The sequence below is a fragment of the Neisseria sp. P0021.S007 genome (assembly GCF_051956855.1).
Genome location: NZ_JBQCXA010000153.1, coordinates 1 through 1,045 on the forward strand (window position 1 = coordinate 1; position 1,045 = coordinate 1,045).

General features: G+C 45.9%; 1 pseudogene. It reads right to left on the minus strand.

Going from position 1 to position 1,045, the window contains the following annotated elements:
- Positions 1–596: pseudogene (locus ACTHUR_RS11855) on the minus strand (tetratricopeptide repeat protein); the annotation flags it as partial.
- Positions 597–1,045 lie beyond the last annotated feature (449 nt).

Here is a 1,045-nt window from a genome sequence, read left to right on the forward strand (position 1 = left end):
ACTTGTGACGAAGCTTTCTCTGCCAACCCCGGCTGCTGGATTGCCGCTTGAGCCAACAGCAGGAAAATACGCTGATTCTGCTCTTCGCTGGCATTGACCAAGATATCATCCAAACCATTCAAGGTCTTATCGCCCTGCCCTAACAAGATATTGCGTAACCAGGTCATACGTTTTTGCGCATTACCCGGAACAGGTTCGATTTCACGCCATGTTTGAGAAATCATTTCCGCCTGTTTGAACGCATTGAGCGAAACCGCCATTTCCAAAGCACGTTCCGCCACTTCAGGCGATTTGGTATTGTTCAACATCATCATATATGTTGCCAACGCCGTACCGGCATCACCTTTTTGCAGCAGTATTTCGCCGCTCAACAAGGTAAATATCTGATTTGCACGGTTTTGTATATTCACACGGCGAGCCTGCTCGGCCTTGAATTCATCAGGCGTAAAGCGGTTTCTCTTTTGAATAATCTGTTTCACGTCTTTCGGTGTTTTCACCTCGACGGCATTATCCTGTCTGGCGGCGGAAACTTGTACCGCAAACAACATCATGACCGCAGCGGCAATCGTGCGGGCGCGGCTTGGGGACAGCAACATAACAATCCTTTGTGTACAAAAAAGCCGCATCAGAATTCATACGGCCATAATCAAACGTAACTTTATCACAAGCAGCCAACTTTGTAGATTTAAGCAACCGTAAACCTAATGTAATAATCCTCCGTTTCAGAAGCCCCCTTCTTCTACGTTTCTCCCTATAGACTGGTCTTTTCAAGCACGCAGACACCACTTTTCATGTATGCCCCCATACTCCACTTACCCCTTTTACCGATATCTGCACGCCAAAAAATCGTGCTCGATCCAGTTTAAAATAAAAAAAAGCCGGGCTCTGTCCTTTACAGAACCCGGCTTTTACAACTACGCCGAGAATTTCGGCAGTTTCAAATTTTCAGACGACCTTATATGCCATTACAACTACAACAGGTTGCTGACGAAAATCAGCAAAATCACCAGCGGTACGAGGTATTTCACATAGGCAAATTAAGGAT